The 16,558-nt window shown below is 40.9% G+C and carries 12 protein-coding genes; 8 read left to right on the top strand and 4 right to left on the bottom strand.

Annotated features, from left to right (window positions below; translation table 11 throughout):
• Positions 1-2: 2 nt before the first annotated feature.
• A complete protein-coding gene (locus tag C427_RS06350) occupies positions 3-2,867 on the top strand; it encodes a TonB-dependent receptor domain-containing protein (RefSeq protein WP_015430581.1) in 2,865 nt (954 codons plus the stop codon).
• Between the two features lie 138 nt (positions 2,868-3,005).
• On the opposite strand, the gene C427_RS06345 is transcribed toward C427_RS06350, so the two are convergent.
• Positions 3,006-6,218, bottom strand: coding sequence for a DEAD/DEAH box helicase (locus C427_RS06345; protein ID WP_007642192.1), 3,213 nt, complete (start codon positions 6,216-6,218; stop codon positions 3,006-3,008).
• 784 nt (positions 6,219-7,002) lie between these two features.
• Between C427_RS06345 and C427_RS06340 the strand changes: the two genes are divergently transcribed.
• Genes C427_RS06340 through C427_RS06320 form a run of 5 tightly spaced genes read left to right on the top strand, consistent with a single transcriptional unit; the run spans position 7,003 to position 11,917 of the window.
• The gene (locus C427_RS06340) at positions 7,003-8,400 is read left to right on the top strand and encodes a c-type cytochrome (protein WP_007642191.1); all 1,398 of its coding nucleotides are present in this window, start codon (positions 7,003-7,005) and stop codon (positions 8,398-8,400) included.
• 31 nt (positions 8,401-8,431) lie between these two features.
• On the top strand, positions 8,432-10,159 hold the full coding sequence (locus tag C427_RS06335; protein ID WP_007642185.1) for a cytochrome c oxidase subunit I: 1,728 nt from the start codon (positions 8,432-8,434) through the stop codon (positions 10,157-10,159).
• On the top strand, positions 10,156-10,824 hold the full coding sequence (locus C427_RS06330; RefSeq protein WP_007642184.1) for a cytochrome c oxidase subunit 3: 669 nt from the start codon (positions 10,156-10,158) through the stop codon (positions 10,822-10,824). The genes C427_RS06335 and C427_RS06330 overlap by 4 nt, the downstream gene beginning before the upstream one ends.
• A gap of 20 nt (positions 10,825-10,844) precedes the next feature.
• A complete protein-coding gene (locus tag C427_RS06325; RefSeq protein WP_007642183.1) occupies positions 10,845-11,519 on the top strand; it encodes a heme-copper oxidase subunit III family protein in 675 nt (224 codons plus the stop codon).
• A 53-nt stretch (positions 11,520-11,572) separates the two neighbouring features.
• Complete coding sequence (locus C427_RS06320; protein WP_007642182.1) at positions 11,573-11,917, top strand: cytochrome C oxidase subunit IV family protein; 345 nt, start codon at positions 11,573-11,575, stop codon at positions 11,915-11,917.
• A gap of 102 nt (positions 11,918-12,019) precedes the next feature.
• Here the strand turns inward: C427_RS06320 and C427_RS06315 are convergent, their stop codons facing one another.
• Positions 12,020-12,577: a hypothetical protein gene (locus tag C427_RS06315; protein WP_007642181.1), complete on the bottom strand. Its 558-nt coding sequence runs from the start codon at positions 12,575-12,577 to the stop codon at positions 12,020-12,022.
• 213 nt (positions 12,578-12,790) lie between these two features.
• Between C427_RS06315 and C427_RS27200 the strand changes: the two genes are divergently transcribed.
• Positions 12,791-12,943 carry a hypothetical protein gene (locus C427_RS27200; RefSeq protein WP_007642180.1) on the top strand — a complete coding sequence of 51 codons (153 nt, stop codon included), beginning with the start codon at positions 12,791-12,793 and terminating at the stop codon, positions 12,941-12,943.
• Positions 12,944-13,003: 60 nt separating this feature from the next.
• Here the strand turns inward: C427_RS27200 and cyoE are convergent, their stop codons facing one another.
• Entirely contained in the window at positions 13,004-13,903 is a 900-nt protein-coding gene (gene cyoE / locus C427_RS06310) for a heme o synthase (RefSeq protein WP_226991261.1), read from the bottom strand.
• A gap of 225 nt (positions 13,904-14,128) precedes the next feature.
• Between cyoE and srmB the strand changes: the two genes are divergently transcribed.
• Positions 14,129-15,391 carry an ATP-dependent RNA helicase SrmB gene (gene srmB, locus C427_RS06305; RefSeq protein WP_007642173.1) on the top strand — a complete coding sequence of 421 codons (1,263 nt, stop codon included), beginning with the start codon at positions 14,129-14,131 and terminating at the stop codon, positions 15,389-15,391.
• 24 nt (positions 15,392-15,415) lie between these two features.
• Here the strand turns inward: srmB and C427_RS06300 are convergent, their stop codons facing one another.
• Positions 15,416-16,462 (bottom strand): energy transducer TonB, encoded by a 1,047-nt coding sequence (locus tag C427_RS06300; protein WP_007642171.1) that lies wholly within the window; start codon positions 16,460-16,462, stop codon positions 15,416-15,418.
• Positions 16,463-16,558 lie beyond the last annotated feature (96 nt).

Here is a 16,558-nt window from a genome sequence, read left to right as displayed (position 1 = left end):
TTGTGGGCTCTTACCTAACACCTATCGCTGGCACCCTTCCTATCAGCCTATTAAATAACGATGATATAGCTGCATATGGTGTGTCTGACGGTGCAGAGCTACTTAGAATGTTACCCCAATCCGGTGATATGGCCTTTAACGAGTCTAACTTTACTGGTGGCGTTAATACACTTAGAGGCGATGTTGCTTCAGTTAATCTTCGATCTATTGGCACAGGAAATACGTTGATGTTGGTGAATGGGCGCCGCATGGTATTACACCCAAGCTGGCAGAATAGCAGCTCTGTTCCTGTTGTTTCTTACAATATGAATACAATACCTGCAGCCGGTATTGCACAGATGCAAGTGATGCGTGATGGTGCGTCCGCCTTATACGGTGCTGATGCTGTTGCTGGCGTAATCAATACAGTGATGATTAATGATTATGACGGTGTTGCTTTTAGTGCGCGGTATGGCAAAGCAATAGGTATTGGCAAAAAAGACCTGAATTTGACTTTTTCTGCAGGAACAGAATTAAATGGCGGCAAAGGGAATATTTCTTTTTATGCCGGATATGATTCACGAAATGCCGTACCTACCTCAAACTATAAATACGCTGCTTCTGCAGACCGCACTCCTTTTTTAGTGGGCACTGATTTTGAGGACAATAGTGCTTTCGATAATCGTTCTAGTATTGGAGGACATGGCTATTTTGATATGATTGACACTGGCACTATTGGCCTGCAAGACGGCACAGCGTTAACCAATTCCTCAGGTAGGTTTCATGTACAGCCTACTACCAACTCTGGATGTTTAACCAACGTTTCTGATACTATTTGTATTGATGATGGATATTGGAGTTATGCCACAGATAATGCGATGTACCATGACTTGGGCGCTGAACGAGAGCTTTATTCGAAGCGCTCTCGGCTAAATATATTTAGTGTGTTTAGTTATGACATCAATGACACGCATGAGTTATATGGAGAGCTGGGAGCTTATGTTGCTCATACAAGTCGCAATGGTGATTCAGCGAGGATATTAACCGATCAACGCTTTAGCATTTCTAAGAACGCATACTGGAACCCATTCGGCGCCACAACGTTAGCTGACGGCTCAGCCAATCCTAACCGTCTTGCTAGTACAGATGTTCCAGATGAGGGCGTTGATTTATTACTTTATCATTACCGGGTAACCGATGCCGACGTTCGACACATTAAAGTCACCAATAAAACGTATCGTGCTTTGCTGGGACTCAAAGGCACATTAGGGGATTGGAATTATGACACAGCGTTGCTTTATTCTACTGCATCCAGTGATGACAAAACCAAAAATGGTCTGTCAGTGAGTAAATTTCAAGACTCTATCAACAAAATCACACCTGACGCCTACAATCCTTTTTGTGGCGCATCATGTAACTCAGAAACCACCCTTACTACTTTTTATCAAGACTTAACCAAAAATGCGACGACTGAACTAGCATTGGTTGATTTTAAAGTGTCGCATCCAAGTATTTTTTCTTGGGCAGCAGGTGATGTGGGTTTTGCCTCTGGCATAGAATACCGATATGTAAGCTTTGATGAAGACAAAGATGATCGTTTAGATGGAACCAGTCCTTTTATGGACTCTATTTCTGGCAACGTCGCTCAAAGTAACTCCATAGGTGATAGTCCGACCAACGATGTGTTTGGTGACCGCTCTGTATTTTCAACCTTTGCTGAGCTTTCATTACCATTAGTGTCACAAGCCATGAATATTTCACTGGTTCAGGCCGTTAATATGCAGTTAGCGGCTCGCTATGAAAACTTATCTGATGTGGGTAACGCCTTCGTACCTAGAGTTGCCGCTTCGTGGCATGTAAACAATAATCTCATGTTCAGGGGCAGTTGGTCAGAAGGCTTTCGCGCACCTAATCTTGTGCAGACAAACTTGCTGGGGATCAACCGCCAATCCTCAACTGTCGATTATGCTCGCTGCACCGCGAAGCTAGAAAAAGGACTCATAGAAGGTAATTTATCTAACTGTAAAGGCGATCAAATTAAAGTACTCAGAGAGCCTGTCGATCTTGAATCAGAAACCTCAGTAAATACTGGTTATGGCGTTGTATTCACTCCTTCATTAATTGAAAATTTAACCCTCACTCTGGATTACTGGCAAATAGAACAAGAAGGAGTGATTGGCGTATTAAGTGCGACAAGCCAATCAGCCCTCGATTTATACTATCGCAAAAATGGACAAACTAATCCCAACGTTCAACGTGAAAAGGCAACCCCAGAAGACATCGAGTTATTCTTAGGAACAGGGATATCAGCATCAGGTGAAATCACTCAGGTGATTGATCCCTATTTGAATCTTGATAAGCAAATATCTAGCGGTGTCGATTATGCACTTGAGTATAAATTCAAGAATGATATGGGCCAGTTTACCTACAATCTTAGTGCAGCTCGTTTAATCAGTCGCAAAACCATAGCCGGTGAAGAAAGCGATATTTTGTCCGACCTTGGGATAGTTGTGACCAATCTGGGTAATATGGTGGGCATTAATGGCAGCCCTAAATGGAAAGCCAATTCGTCTCTTAAATGGCGCAATCAAGCTTGGTCAGCTGCACTTACCATGGAGCACACTGGCAAGTTTGAGGAAACGAGTGCGTCTATCACGGATAGTGAGGGCAATAGAGAATATTGGAAGATCGACGCTTGGCATCGCTTCAATGCGTACATCGGTTATGATTTTACCCATGATGCAGCACAAGGAATAAAAATCTCATTCGGCATAAAGAACCTCTTTGATAAACTGCCTCCTATGGCCGATGACCGTTTTGGTTTATTTGGTGGTATTCATACCCCTGAAGGACGTTACGTCTATACCAAACTTAACTACAAGTTTTAATCCTTATCACTTTATGGTGGCACGTTTTATAACGCGCCGCCATAACAGTCCACACTTAGCAAATATTACTTTGGATAGGGCTGTGCCTTAAAGCCCTCCCTATTCCGAGTAATGAGTGAATACCACAAGGTGATCAATTTAAGTCAATGGTGCAAGTAAGGTATCTAAAATATCATTGGTTAAACTTAGATTACCTTGGCTTACCTCCTCTGATAATAGGGCATTAGCCAGCTCTGCTTTTTTATTTTGGATCTGTAGAATTTTTTCTTCAATGGAATTTTCAATAATCAACTTATACACAAATACGGGTTTATCTTGACCAATACGGTAAGCGCGATCGGTAGCTTGATTTTCTACCGCAGGATTCCACCAAGGATCAAAATGGATCACCGTATCAGCGGCTGTTAAATTCAGACCTACTCCACCCGCTTTTAAGCTAATTAAGAATACTGGCACTTTACCAGACTGAAATTGTTCAACTATCTCTTGGCGATTTTTGCTACTGCCTGTGAGCTTTACATAGGGTATATTAGAGGCAACTAGCTCTGTTTCTATTAACGCTAACATGCTAGTAAACTGCGAGAAAATCAGCACGTTTCTGCCCTCTTCAACCATCTCTGGCAAGGTTTCCATCAAAAACTCTAACTTAGCGGATTGCTTAATCGACTTAGCGCTTGGCAAAGAAAGTAACTGTGGATGATTGCAGACTTGACGTAATTTTAATAGCGCATCCAGAATTTCGATTTGACTACGCTGTAGGCCTTTTGCGGCAATGATTTCTTTCAAACGAGAGTCCATCGTTAAACGCACAGACTCATATAACTCGGCTTGTTTTCCCTCAATTTTTAGGGTTTGTATGATAATCGTTTTTTCAGGAAGTTCTTTCGCAATGAGTGTTTTGCTGCGCCTTAATATAAAGGGTTTGATACGTTGATTGAGCATAACTTTACGCTCATGATCATTGTGTTTTTCTATTGGCGTTTTGAACAAACGGCTAAATTGTTGATAACCCGCTAAAAAGCCAGGCAGTAAAAAGTTAAATTGAGCCCAAAATTCACCCAGATGGTTTTCCATGGGTGTACCTGTCAAACATAGCTTATGCTCGGCCTTGAGTGTCAACATCGCTTTATAGAGTTTCGTTTTAGGATTCTTAATGTAGTGAGCTTCGTCTAAAATCAAATAGTAATAAATGTGCTGCTGATGCACTTCAGCGTCTTTTAGCATCAGAGGGTAACTGGTGATCACAATATCGTATTGGTCTAACGTTTCAAAATTCTCTTGGCGTTTGGCCCCATTAATTACGATATAAGACAAGCTAGGCGTAAACTTGTCTATTTCTTTCGCCCAATTAAATAGCACACTGGTAGGGGCAATAATTAAACTAGGCCCGGTCAACCGACCTTGCTCTTTTTCAACTAACAAATGACTGAGTGTTTGAATCGTTTTACCTAAGCCCATATCGTCAGCCAAAATACCATTCAGCTCATATTCTCGCAAAAACTGTAACCAATTCAATCCTTGATGTTGATATTCACGTAAATCCGCCAATAATAACTTGGGAATGGGGACTGGCTGGATCGCGTTGAAATTACGTAACTTCTCGGCCAAATGGCGCAATTTATTCGCACCTTGGGTGATAATGCCTTGGTTGTCTAATTCACTGAGAGTTTGATGACCTTGAAATCGTGACAAACGCATCGTGCCATCGTCTTGCAGCACGCCAGGCATGACTAATTCAACAAACTGTTTAAGTAGGGGCCGAATACTCTGGTAACGCAGCGCAATAAATTTTCCACCTGAAAGGTTAACAAACACCTTTTCGTCATTATCGATATAGCTTTGATCGTTTAGCAAAATATCTTTCGGAAGTTGTTCTAATGCACTGATTAATATAGGAAAAGCAGCCACGCTCTGACCATCGATATTTAAATTCAAACCAATGGAGAAAAAGTCATGCCCTTCTTTTTGCTCAACATTGGCATCAAATACACTATCAGTATCTAACTCTTGATAGTGAAAACTATCATCGTACTCTACTTGCCAGCCTTGCTTTTTCAACTGTGGCAACTGATTGTGTAAAAAGGATAAATTAAGCTGACGCCCTTGCAACATCATCATATACCCATCATCAAAGCCTTTATTTGTAGTGATAGATTGTAATTGAGGAATAAATTTCCAGGTTTTGAGCGACTCCATGATCATCTTTTCAAAAGCGAAATCGCGATAAATGTTAGCTTCATCTTTTTGCGAGGGTAATTGAGGTTGTTTTTTAAAAGGGCTAACAAGATGCCCTTGATAAGCAAACAACAATGAGAGTTGAGTATTATAAGCTTGATTTTCATTCGGCGTAGTTAAGCGTATATGCGGCACGGGCCGGGCTAAAGTAAATTCTTTTTTAAGTTTTGGTTTCGGTAATTTTTGTGCTAAATCACCAAGTGTCATATCTAATTTACTTAACACCCAAGGCATTTTCTCTTCAGAAAAAGTCGGGCTATGCAAAAACTGCACATCAAACTCACTATTCAAATCTGTTTCAACCAATCCCAAATGATTAGTTTTAGAATTGTAGTAACTAATAGGCTGAGACTTTATCAATGTAATATCAGGATTATTTATTTCTAGTACAAGATCAAGCTTGTGCACTGCACTGCGTGTCTGCCACTGCCAGTTTGCTTTTAAAGACTCTCCCAAAGAAATCTGACGACTTAAATCTGCGCCATTCTTCCAGAAACATCGCCCAGTACTGACCAACAATTTTAATAACTTATGCGAATGAATAGCGTTAGAGTAATTCTGACTTCTGATCACGGAGCTAATAATTTGCACATCTTGATCATCCACATAAGGTTGTTTAATCAAGTAGCTATCCAAATTTTCGTAGGTCAAAGTTCGGCTCCAACCACCATTTTTCTTTAAGCTAGAACTTTGAACTCCCAGTTGTAAGTAGTCATTAGGCGCATAACTGTTCTGGTTAAGAAAATACAACAGTCCTTTTTCTTGCTGGAATACTAAAGATTCTTGAGTTGAAAACTTATTCAGCCATTCTTCAATCATGTTGTTTGATGCCGAACTAACATGCATATTTTCAAGATAATGGTGGGCCAATGCAGCAGCATGTTTACAATCATATTTAAGATAACAATTACAATATGCCTGAGCCCGGCTTTTACTTTCATCGAATTCAAAACGAGTTAAATACGTTTCATTTCGCTTAGATTCACTTCTAACCGAGCCTCTCAGAACCTGCTCATCTAAAGCGGCACTAACAACATGATTCAATTGGTAAAGTCTTAATCCTTTTGCCCAAGTTTGTTTGCTTAAAGCTGCTTGCAAGTTTGTTTTGTTAAACATATTAAATCGAGTGCCTAATGCTATGTGCTATTGACTAAGTGATGATACAAGATAAATCATCTAGTAAATTTTTGTAACCTTCTATTTTTTAAGTATTTTTTTAATTCGGCACCAGCTTTACCATCCATCAACATCGAGCCAATTTTGTGGTTGTTTTTATATTAAAACTATAGAAAAGAAAAGGCGTATTCTGAAACACTCAGAGCACACATTTTGAAGGAAGCAATACCCTATTATAGCCCCAATTGTTAGCCGTCTAATACACTTGCTCTTTTTAGTTTCGGTTTACTAGGTTTACGGCGCTTCTATTGCTTCCCAATTATCAAGACAGTACGCAAAATCAAAATGAGGTGACTATATTTAGAATAAACAACTTTATACTACATAATTTAGAGTAATCATCCTGTCATATTCGCGCCGAAACACATGACACCTTCTTTTTATCTCAATCACCCCTCGAAAGTCAGACACTTTTCGCCGTTCCTTCGAGTGTATTGTGCACTAACAATTTGAATCTGGTATCTGATATCAAATAAGGTTTTCTATCTATAAAATTTTTATCTCTCGATTAGCATAATTCAGATACTGCACCTAAACTAAATAACGATTGATTAATAAACAATCAATTTATAGGGTTAACGATCGTATTTATGTATCCCGCATCAGGTGTTTATAATGATTCGAAGATAAAACATTGTTGAAAGGGGCTGTCATTACCCTAATGTAGGCTTGGAAGCAGAAACGAGACCAAGCTGGGATCACTAAAAAATAATAAGGGGCGCGCATGAGCATTGCTGTCGCATTGATCCTAATTGTTATTGGGTCTGTTGTTTTTCATTTTTTATCTCCCTGGGTAATGACGCCACTGGCGTCAAATTGGGGAGCAATTGATGACACCATGGCCATCACTCTCATCATCACGGGCATTGTCTTTATCGCTGTAAATTTTTTTATCGCCTTCGCCGTTATCAAATATCGCCACGATCCTAATCGTAAAGCCAAATATGAGCCTGAGAATAAAAAGTTAGAGATATGGCTAACCGTTATTACCAGTATCGGCATCATTGCCATGTTAGCCCCTGGTTTAATTGTTTATTCTGATTTTGTCGAAGTACCCGAGGAAGCACATATAGTCGAAGTGGTTGGTCAACAGTGGAGTTGGAGTTTTCGATTTCCAGGTGCTGACCAGCAGTTAGGCAAAAGTGCGGTTAAACATATTTCTATTGATAATCCCTTTGGTGTTGATCCTCTTGATTCTAGTGGCCAAGACGATGTATTGATTCTGGGCAATAGGTTGGCGTTACCAATAGATAAACCCGTCAAGGTGTTGATGCGCTCTAAGGATGTATTGCATAATTTTTATGTACCACAATTTAGAGTGAAAATGGATATGGTGCCTAGAACTATCTCTTATATTTGGTTTACACCGACCAAATTAGGTGAGTTTGAAATTCTCTGTGCTGAATTTTGTGGTCTCGGACATTTTAATATGCGAGGGCATGTACAGATCATGCCCCAACAAGAGTTTGATCTATGGTTACAGACACAACCTACCTTTGCCGCGTCCATGCTAAACAACACCTCACAGCTACTCAGTGTCGCTGCGCAAAGTGGACAAGAACTGGCGCAAAATAAAGGTTGTATAGGCTGCCATGATTTTTCAGGGAACTCCATTGGCCCAAGTTGGCAGGGGTTATTTGGGAAAATTCAAGTCTTAGCTGATGGCACTGAAGTGTTGGTGGATGCGGCGTACCTGAAAGAATCAATTCTCATGCCCAATGCGAAAATGGTAAAAGGCTACGCAGCCATCATGCCCCCACTTTCACTTAGTGAGTTGGAGATTGATTCGCTGATTGCGTATATCCAAGAAAAGGGAGCAACTCAAGATACAGCCACACAAAAAACCTTGTTATCTGGCGCAGAATTGGCGCAAACAAAAGGCTGTACAGCCTGCCATAGTCAGGACGGCACGCGATTAATAGGCCCAAGCTGGCAAGGTTTATTTGGCTCACTTCGAGAGACAACCAGTGGACAAAGAATCGAAGTTGATGATCTTTACTTAAAAGAGTCTATTTTCCAACCCAATGCCAAAATTGTCGCGGGCTATCCTCCGGTAATGCCACCCCCGGTACTTAACGAGCAAGAAGCATTGGCGATTATTGAATTTATTAAAACTCTTTGAAATTGTATAACTTTCATAGCGGAGCAAACTAATGGAACAAGAAGTAGATCACGAAATGCATGAACCCAGCAGCTTCTTTACCAAATACGTATGGAGTCAGGATCATAAAGTGATTGCAATCCAATATTCGGTGATTGCCATTTTAGTTGGCATAGTGGCTTTGGTATTGTCTGGCTTAATGCGCTTACAGCTTGGCTTCCCTGGCAGTTTTGATTTTATTGACCCGAGTGCCTATTATCAGTTTGTGACCATGCATGGCATGATCATGGTGATTTATTTGTTAACGGCAATATTTTTAGGGGGGTTTGGTAATTACTTGATCCCGTTAATGGTGGGAGCCAGAGATATGGTATTTCCCTTTGTTAACATGCTTAGTGTGTGGTTTTATTTACTGGCTGTAATTGTATTACTGTCCAGCTTTTTTGTGCCTGGTGGCCCTACTGGAGCAGGCTGGACATTATATCCGCCACAGGCAATTCTGCCAGGCACACCAGGCTCTGATTGGGGCATTATTTTGATGCTAGTGTCCTTAGCCATATTTATTGTCGCTGCTACTATGGGCGGCCTGAATTATGTCACTACCGTATTGCAGGCACGCACCAAAGGCATGACCCTGATGCGTATGCCTCTAACGGTGTGGGGCATTTTCATGGCGACTATATTAGCACTTTTGGCCTTTCCCGCTTTATTTGTTAGTGCGGTTATGATGTTGTTTGACAAAACATTAGGTACCAGTTTTTTTATGCCGGCGATTTTGTCAATGGGTCAACAACTTGACCACGAAGGCGGCAGCCCCATTCTGTTTCAACATTTATTTTGGTTTTTTGGTCATCCAGAAGTCTACATCGTCGCTCTACCCGCTTTTGGCATTGTCTCGGATCTCATTAGTGTGCATGCTCGTAAGAATATCTTTGGTTATCGGCTTATGGTGTGGGCCATAATCATGATAGGCGTTATGAGTTTTGTGGTCTGGGCTCACCATATGTACATAAGCGGCATGAATCCCTATTTTGGCTACTTTTTTGCCACCACGACATTGATTATTGCGGTACCAACCGCAATAAAAGTCTACAACTGGGTATTGACCCTCTGGCATGGCAATATTCACTTAACCGTACCTATGTTGTTTGCACTAGGTTTCGTTTCCACTTTCACCATTGGCGGTTTAACCGGATTATTCCTCGGTAACGTAGTGGTGGATCTGCCTCTTTCTGACACCTATTTTGTGGTGGCCCACTTTCATATGGTAATGGGAGTTTCACCCATATTGGTGGTGTTTGGCGGGATCTATCATTGGTATCCTAAAATGTCGGGGAAAATGTTGCATACCGGTTTAGGAAAATTGCATTTTTGGGGCACGTTTTTGGGTACTTACATGATTTATTTCCCCATGCATTATCTTGGCGTATTAGGCGTTCCTCGGCGATATTTTGCCTATGAAAATTACGATTTCATTCCCGATTCAGCTAAAGACTTAAACGCCATGATTTCGGTAATGGCCATATTTGTGGCACTGGTTCAGCTGATATTTTTATTCAATTTGGTTTGGAGCTTGTTCAAGGGAAAACCAGCTGGCGATAACCCCTGGGAAGCTACATCACTTGAGTGGCAAACCGAAACAACCCCGCCAGGGCATGGAAATTGGGGCAAGCATATTCCCATATGTCATCGTTGGGCCTATGATTATAGTGTGCCTGGATATGAACAGGATTTTTTACCGCAAAATTTTGTTGATGACAAAAAGGTAGGTGAATTATGAGCTTCCTCACGCCACTAATGGAAAAACCTTGGGAGCAAGTAGGCGCACCGCAAAAGCAAGGTTTAGGACGTGAGCAGACCCGTAAAGCCGGCCTACGCTTATTGTTGACTGTGGTGTCGGTACTTTTCTTTCTATTTATCGTTGCCTTTTTAATACGTTCACAATATCCAGATTGGCAACCTTTAGCAGAAACCTCGAGCAATCCGCTGTTTAATAAAAGTATTCTATGGTTAAACAGCCTTTATTTGTTGGCGGCGAGTATTTGTTTACAAGTAGCCAGAACCAATGCTCGACGACAAAATAGGCTGTTCTTGCGCTTCGGTCTTGTCTTGGCAGGTTTATTTTCAGCTGCCTTTGTCACTGGCCAATTAATGTTTTGGCAGCAATTATACCAGCAAGGGTTTGTGGTAAACGCTAACCCAGCTCTAAGCTTCTTTTATATATTCACTGGCTTACATGCTGTACACGTGGGTATTGGTTTGTTGGCCTGGCTGGGGGCATTGGCTGCCATGCTGCGTAACAGTCCAAAACTCAGTCAATATGTTGATTTATGCGCGATTTATTGGCATTTCTTATTTGGCTTGTGGTTGGTTTTATTTGCTTTATTAGTCAGTAAACCAGAAACATATAATGCGATCGTTGAGTTTTGTGGGCTGGGAGCATGACCATACGATCTAATGATCTCATGCAAAACAAAAAAACATTAGAACCCCCTCAGGGTATTAGTGGATTTGTGGCAGATTGGTCAGGGGATAAAGAAGCATTCCACGTTCCCTGGGGCAAAGCCATGATGTGGATCTTTCTGCTAAGCGATACCTTTGTGTTTAGCTGTTTTTTGATTGGCTACATGGTGGTGCGAATGTCGGCAGTTGAGCCTTGGCCCAATACCAGTGAAGTGTTTGCGCTGGAAATAGGCGGACAACACATTCCCATGGTGTTAATCGCTATTATGACCTTCATTTTGATTACGAGCAGCGGCACCATGGCAATGGCAGTTAATTATGGCTATCGCAAGGACAAAACAAAAGCAGCTATTCTGATGTTAATAACAGCATTACTAGGTCTATCATTTGTGGGTATGCAAGCATTCGAGTGGAGTAAATTAATTTCTGAAGGGGTGCGTCCCTGGGAGAATCCATTTGGTGCGGTGCAATTTGGTTCGGTATTTTTCATGGTGACAGGTTTTCATGGTTTACATGTATCCATAGGTGTTATCTATTTATTTACGGTAGCGATCAAGATCTTAAAGGGACATTACGAGAAAAGTGGTAACTACGAAATAGTCGAAATTACTGGTTTGTATTGGCATTTTGTTGATTTGGTATGGGTATTTATTTTTGCTCTTTTTTATCTTTGGTAATTCAACAGGAATCTATTAAATCAGAAAATATAATAGTTAGTTTAGGAGGCGGTATGGTTGAGAACACTCAAGTTCAGGTCGATGAACATGGCCATCAAGAACATCCTGTAAGTCTATATTTAAAGATTTGGGTTCTGCTGTTTATCCTCAGTGGATTTTCCTACATGGTCGACTTTATGCACCTAGAAGGCCTATTGCGATGGTCACTTATTTTACTATTCATGTTCTTAAAGGCCGGACTAATCATCAGTGTTTTTATGCATATGATGTGGGAGAGAATGGCATTAATTTGCGCAATATTGATCCCACCTTTGGCGCTAACGCTGTTCATCGGCATCATGGCAATCGAATCAAATTATACGTTTTTTAGTCGCTTGATGTTTTTTACTGGAAGTTGAGTTATTGATAATAATAGAAAATTAGTCAGATCAAATTGTAAAAACTAAAAAGCCGAGCTTTCAATTAATGAAAGTTCGGCATAAATTCAGGGTATTAATGTGTCAGGGTAATGTTTTCATCACTTTGATGAACTTCGCTTGTCCATGCACTACCCAACTTGGGGTGGCATTACCAGTGCCTGCGAGTTTGAGCCCAGGGTGTTTGTCAACAACCTCGGAAAGAACCGTTTCTTGTTCAGGGTCCACATCAACAAAAATAATGTGTTTGCCTTGTTTAAGTAATTTCTGAAAGCGCCTAAATTGGTGATTGGGAATTTGAATTCCAATCAAGCCACCTTCCCAGGTGCAAAATCCGAGGATCACAACAGCTAAGAAACCAAAAGGGATCCAGCCCGCAGCGGTCGTATGCCACTCGATTATATAGGTAACACCTAATACTAAAACTGCGCCAATAACACCGACTACAGCGCCAATTTCTGTTGAATGCACCACATCCTGTTTGAGTACCGCTTCAATAGCATGTAAATGGTGTTTCTCAACCTCTGCGTCATCTTCACTTAACACATGAATTTGTGGAGTACTTATTCCTTTTCCTTCAAGTTCTAGTTCAACGGCTTCCAGGTCGTCTAGATCATCACTTATGTAATAATGTCTTAACATAATATTTTCTCTCCTATCACACAGATAATTAACGAACAAATCGTTAATTCAATGTTAATAGCTGAATTGTAGCAGTGTTTGATATTTATACATTATTTCGGTGTTCTTAGGACTGAAAGTATGTGCCCGTAACACCTAAAAATACCGAGTTCAGCTGGAGTTTAAAACGTTAAGCGTGCCTCCCAGGCAAGATAGCTATTTGTAGACGTTGTAATGCAAGTCCTTAATCAAAAATGGACACCGCAGCGCTCGACGCTCGACATAAATCGCTTTAAAACCCGCCCGATGGAGAACGATTGTGGCACTGCACTTATTCGTTGCGACAATTCAGGAGGAAAAGAATATTCTGTCATTGACGCGCCTTGAATTGAAGCGCCTCGGTCGTTCTGTAACACACATTTTGAGGTGGTATGATTATAGGTTCCTTTAGAACGACCAATAATGACTCACAAATCTTTCATCAATAAGCAGAAGCGTCATTAGTGCAGGCAAATACATGATGCTAGCCAGAAATACTTGTCTGGCGTTTTTGACTGAGTATTGTTGATAAAGTCTAATTGATACTATAAGTAACGCTAAGCCGAACAAAAAGGCACCTAAAAAAAATGTTTTTTGACCCAAACCTACAAATGGAGTAAGTAAGGTTACACACAATAATGCCACGCTGAAAATCACTATTATGCTGCGGGTAACGCCTTCAATTTCTGGATTGTCGGGCAGCAGTTGATACCCTCCTTTAGCATAATCCTGTCGATAAATTGCAGCAAGTGACATAAAGTGCGGAATTTGCCATAAAAATAATAAACAACCTAAAACCCATGCTTCAACGCCAAAATGATTGGTAGCAGCGGTCCAGCCCATCATTGGCGGGATTGCGCCTGGGATAGCCCCAGCTAAAATAGCGACAGTAGAGTAAGGCTTTAAAGGTGTGTAAATCAGAACGTAACTTGTCAAGGTAATTAATGCTAAACAAGCTGTTAATGAATTAACCCCATAATAAAGTAGCAACATGCCTGTTAAGGACCAAACAAGTGTAACTGTAAGTGCGTGTCCAGAAGATAGTCTACCCGAGGGTATTGGACGCTTGCGAGTTCTCAGCATTAGCGCATCTCGTTTACGCTCCCACCATTGGTTCAAGCCATTGGCTCCCATCGCAGTAAGTAAAGTACCAAACAGGAAACAAAAAATTTCAACAAAAATGAGTTGTGATACCCCTAAACCGTAGCCAATAAGGGCAGTAAATAACACCAATAAACACAGCCTAAACTTGCCCAATTGTAAATAAAGGTCAAATCGAGATTTAAGTGTCCACGTATTATTAATCAAAGGGCACCACCTGGTTGGATTACAATACTAATCACAAGATTAGGTTAAATCTGAATAATTGTCATAGTTTGTGTTCATTCATTTCCTAATAAAAAACGCCAATATTAGAATACAAGAGAGCGCATCACTGTATATGCTTTTAAAAATGCATAAGCAATTCCCTCGCCACTCCTTTATAATCCCTAGTAATTCCCAAGCCAACGATAAAACAAGGCTTAAACATACATGTTTGAACAATTAGAACTAGACGATGACCTGATCCACGCGGTGACGGACTTAGGTTATAAAGAGCCTACCAGCATTCAATCGCTGGTCATCCCAGAAGCCATGAATGGCAAAGATATTTTGGCCTCTGCCCCCACGGGTACCGGCAAAACAGCAGCATTTTTACTACCTGCTTGCCAATTTATATTGGATTACCCCAGACGCCAACCAGGTTCGACACGAATTTTAATCCTTACCCCTACTCGCGAATTGGCGTTACAAATTTTTGAGCAAGCTAAAGCTATCAGTAAATACGTGCCACATATTGCATGCGGCGTTATCACTGGTGGCATCAACTACGGTACTGATCGAGATTTATTAGAAAAAAACTTGGATATATTAGTCGCTACTCCTGGCCGCTTATTCGAGCATATCGAAAAAGAAAGCTTTGACTGTCGTGATATCGAATGCCTGATTTTAGATGAAGCTGACCGCATGTTGGATATGGGTTTTTCTCCCGTTGTAAACCAAATTGCCGCAGAAGCACGATGGCGTAAACAAACCATGTTGTTTTCAGCCACATTAGAAGGCACTGGTATCGCCCGTTTTTCTGATGAGTTGTTGAATGATCCGGTGGAATTAGAAGCCGATTCAAGTCGTAAAGAAAAAGGTATCATTCACCAGTGGATACATCTTGCAGATGACGCTAAGCATAAACTGGACTTGTTAACTCATATTCTGAGTACACAAGTAGAAACGGCCATAGTGTTTGTTAAAACTCGTGAACGGTTAGCGACTCTGGTCGGCCAGTTGCAGTCTATCGATATTGATTGCGTTTGGTTACAAGGTGAAATGCCTCAGGATAAGCGTAATACTGCCATGGAGCGTTTTCGCACAGGCGAAGTAAAGATATTAATCGCCACTGACGTGGCAGCTCGAGGTATTGACGTGGATAACATCAGCCACGTTATTAACTACGATATGCCTCGCACCGCAGATGTGTATGTGCACCGTATTGGTCGAACAGGACGTGCCGGAAACAAAGGAACGGCTATTTCTATAGTCGAAGCTCATGACATTGCCGTAGTACCCAAAATTGAACGTTATACCGAACAAGTACTAAAACGTAGAGTGATTGCAGCTTTGCGCCCAGCGAATAAAGAAGCTAAACCCCCTGCTAAGAAAAAAATCAGTAATAAGACTAAAAAAGCAGTGATTAAGGCCAAACGTAACGTCAAAATCAAAAAACGCAAAAATAAAGGTCGAGGGAAAAAGACTCCCTAAACTAAAAATGTCAGAAGTTTCTGATTACGCGTCTTGGCGAATTTCGACTAAGTTAAAGTTCGCCAAGGTGTCACCTACCACCATTATTTTACAGCGTCCCCAACTTTTAGGGATTTTCCATTCGGTAAATTCTGCAACGGTATACTTTTCTCTTTTGTTATCACAACGCAGTTCTACCGTATCAAGCGTACCTGCGATATCGCTAAACATAAAACGGTTACGACTAAGAGAATGCCACCAATCACCATTGCTACCTACTTCTCCTTGCACAACAATAAAATCTTGATTTTTTAAGACCTGTCGAGCTTGAGTTGCATATTTTTCTAGGACACTGACTGTTTTTTCATTATCAGGACGCTGCTCAATTTGTGCAAATGTCTGTAAAGCATCTGAAAATAATGATGCCTTTATTTCTAAAATAAATTTTTGATGTAAAAGATAAATGTAATACTGGTCGCCAACATACTCGCTGCTTTTATTAGAATAAACGACTCTCCTAAGACTGCTTAATTGAGTGTTTTCTTGACCTTGTGCTTTTGCAATCTCTGACTTCAACATCCAAAACCATGCATCTTCGTAACTATTCCAGATCTTACCTTCGCCCATTTGGGTAATAAGTTGTTCAGCTAAGACGATATTATCTGTTTTTAGTGCCTCATCCGCATTTTTATATTCCCTGACAAATCGTTTTCTTCCACCCTTTATTCCTCTATCTAGCTTGAAATCCATTTGCACACTATTACGGCACTGTTCGATTTTTTCTCCGTTGCGGATAGCTGGAGAATATTGCCATTGTTTAATCGCTCTCAAACTCGCTTTTTCAAAGCCACGAATGCCAGATGAGTCTTCGATAACAGGATCAACCACTGCTCCATTTGCATCTACAACAAAACTTAGCTTGACCCAACCTTCATTTCCATTTCGAGCAGCTTTAGTTGGGAATCTAGGTGAAACACGTTCGATAGGTTCAGCCGGAATAATACTCTCTATCCACTCAACGTTGGATGATGGCTCAGGTTCAGCGATTAGAACCGTCGAAAAGAAAGATAAGGCAATCATAGAGAATTTCATTTTACGTCCTTGAAAAGTGATATTATATTGTGAAGTTTTATGGCCTGATGATAGATATCTATCTATGCAATTACAAGTAAAGTACACCGAACGTAT

The sequence above is a fragment of the Paraglaciecola psychrophila 170 genome (assembly GCF_000347635.1).
GTDB lineage: Bacteria > Pseudomonadota > Gammaproteobacteria > Enterobacterales > Alteromonadaceae > Paraglaciecola > Paraglaciecola psychrophila.
This window is presented reverse-complemented; position numbering and strand designations above follow the sequence as displayed.

Coding starts and splice junctions, on each gene's coding strand:
- C427_RS06345 (WP_007642192.1), bottom strand. CDS start 6,218: ATGTTTAACAAAACAAACTTGCAAGCAGCTTTAAGCAAACAAACTTGG.
- C427_RS06340 (WP_007642191.1), top strand. CDS start 7,003: ATGAGCATTGCTGTCGCATTGATCCTAATTGTTATTGGGTCTGTTGTT.
- C427_RS06335 (WP_007642185.1), top strand. CDS start 8,432: ATGGAACAAGAAGTAGATCACGAAATGCATGAACCCAGCAGCTTCTTT.
- C427_RS06330 (WP_007642184.1), top strand. CDS start 10,156: ATGAGCTTCCTCACGCCACTAATGGAAAAACCTTGGGAGCAAGTAGGC.
- C427_RS06325 (WP_007642183.1), top strand. CDS start 10,845: ATGCAAAACAAAAAAACATTAGAACCCCCTCAGGGTATTAGTGGATTT.
- C427_RS06320 (WP_007642182.1), top strand. CDS start 11,573: ATGGTTGAGAACACTCAAGTTCAGGTCGATGAACATGGCCATCAAGAA.
- C427_RS06315 (WP_007642181.1), bottom strand. CDS start 12,577: ATGTTAAGACATTATTACATAAGTGATGATCTAGACGACCTGGAAGCC.
- C427_RS27200 (WP_007642180.1), top strand. CDS start 12,791: ATGCAAGTCCTTAATCAAAAATGGACACCGCAGCGCTCGACGCTCGAC.
- srmB (WP_007642173.1), top strand. CDS start 14,129: ATGTTTGAACAATTAGAACTAGACGATGACCTGATCCACGCGGTGACG.
- C427_RS06300 (WP_007642171.1), bottom strand. CDS start 16,462: ATGAAATTCTCTATGATTGCCTTATCTTTCTTTTCGACGGTTCTAATC.